Raw genomic sequence first — 393 nt, 5'->3', positions numbered from 1 at the left:
GCACTACGCTGGCACCCCGATCGCGACAATGGCAATGCAGAGCGCTTTCGTATTCCGTGCGAAGCATGGAACGTTTTGCGTCACTAAGCTCACCATCTATGAAGATCACCATCGATTAAGTCTACCAAGTAAAAAAACGACCTGCATTGTGCAGGGCGTTTTTCATCAAGCAGAACAATTAGTTGTTATTGCGAAACTGGGACTTACGCATGCGGTTAAGCGCGGCCATCACATCGAGTGCGCGAGGCTTGGCGAGGTCGCCCCGCTGGGGCATCTTCTCAAACCATGCGCCTTGCAGTAGTTCGGTAATGGCTTTGGCCCGGTTGTTACCCCAACCGGGCATTTGTGCCAATTGATACCAACCCCAACCAATGGCATTCACCTCGTACGATT

General features: G+C 51.9%; 2 pseudogenes. One reads left to right on the top strand and one right to left on the bottom strand.

Annotation, left to right across the window (positions count from 1 at the left end):
- Positions 1-87: pseudogene (locus tag UF06_RS25495) on the top strand (J domain-containing protein); the annotation flags it as partial.
- 91 nt (positions 88-178) lie between these two features.
- Here the strand turns inward: UF06_RS25495 and UF06_RS01245 are convergent.
- Positions 179-393 (bottom strand): annotated as a pseudogene (locus tag UF06_RS01245) (isopentenyl-diphosphate delta-isomerase); the annotation flags it as partial.

It is taken from the genome of Vibrio sp. S234-5, from assembly GCF_000960595.1.
In the GTDB taxonomy this organism is placed as follows: Bacteria; Pseudomonadota; Gammaproteobacteria; order Enterobacterales; family Vibrionaceae; genus Vibrio.
The sequence above is the reverse complement of the archived record's forward strand: the minus strand, read 5'-3'. Positions and strand labels throughout refer to the sequence as shown.